2 pseudogenes are annotated in these 1,269 nt (G+C 42.6%); both read right to left on the bottom strand.

The window, feature by feature from the left end:
• Window positions 1-541, bottom strand: a pseudogene (locus tag ED312_RS23150) (hypothetical protein); the annotation flags it as partial.
• A gap of 2 nt (window positions 542-543) precedes the next feature.
• Window positions 544-1,269 (bottom strand): annotated as a pseudogene (locus ED312_RS23145) (hypothetical protein); the annotation flags it as partial.

Here is a 1,269-nt window from a genome sequence, read left to right as displayed (position 1 = left end):
TGGGCAGGTTGTAGCTATCCTCAAAGACAAAATCGCTCCAGCCGGTTTCTACTTTGATTTCTTTGGCCCGGATGTCGCCGTTGACGGCGAGTTTCCAGGTACCGGGGTTGGTTGTGCCTATGCCTACGTTTCCTGTAGACATGTTTGCAAATAAAAACGCTGTGTCTAAAAATTCCCCGTTAGTAAATTCAAGCTTGGTTCCCGCCTGTTCGCGAATAAAATAAGTTCCTTCATCCTGCCATATAATACCCCCTATATCGTTATACGTCCCGGAAGGGCGTACCCATCTCGCTTTTGACTGGTTCCATTGCGGAGGGCCGTAATTCCCGGTGACCCATTCATCCCTTAACCAACCATTTTCTGCTGAATACGTAGCCAATCCTATGGCTGTCTTTTTTATGACAGCGCCGCCTCCGGAAACGTGGAGTTTAAATGCGGGTGAAGTTGTTCCTATTCCCACGTTTCCGGAAGAAGGAAAAACATTTTCTTGTGTATAACTTATGTATGGCAATACCAGGGCAATGAGTAAAAGTTTCTTCATATCTATTGCTTTTTGAGTTGGTCTATTTCTTCCTGTTGTCTGCTATTCTGCTTCAACAGCTCCTCTATTTGAATTTTTTGTTCTTTATTTTCCTTCTTTAAATCAATCATATAAAGAGTCAATTCTTCTATCTTCTGCAACAATTTGGCATCCATCTCCCCCAGGAATATCCCGTTTTCCTCTACTTCCTTAGCACTGGGAATATCTTTTAAATGGCCTTTTTCTTTGATATGCTCTTCTACTTCCTCCAAAGTGGGCAGGTTATAACTGTCTTCAAAGACAAAATCGCTCCAGCCATTAAGATCTACTTTTACTTCTTTGCTATGGATTATCCCATTTACTGCCAACAGAGCATCCGGACTGGAAGTGCCGATACCAACGTTACCATTGTTCATAAACCGGACAATTTCTTTATAACCCCCTCCATCGGTATTACTAAAAAAAGCTATATCTCCCGCTCCCCATGCACTTCTTCCCACTCCCTGAACTTTCCAGTATTGAAATCTATTTCTGCCGTCCGTAGCATATCCCGAGGATTTAAAGACTACACCAAAAGAACTGCTTGTAGTATTGGCCACGGAGGTAGGGTAAGTATTAAGCATAATATCTCCGTATACGTCTAGTTTTGATTGTGGATTCTCCGTTCCAATCCCCACATTTCCAGAAGCCGGAAAAGTATTGGACTGGGCATAAAAAATAAAAGGGAGTAGCAAGAACAATAACCCCAT

The organism is Sinomicrobium pectinilyticum (genome assembly GCF_003725735.1).
GTDB classification, from domain to species: Bacteria; Bacteroidota; Bacteroidia; order Flavobacteriales; family Flavobacteriaceae; genus Sinomicrobium; species Sinomicrobium pectinilyticum.
This window is presented reverse-complemented; position numbering and strand designations above follow the sequence as displayed.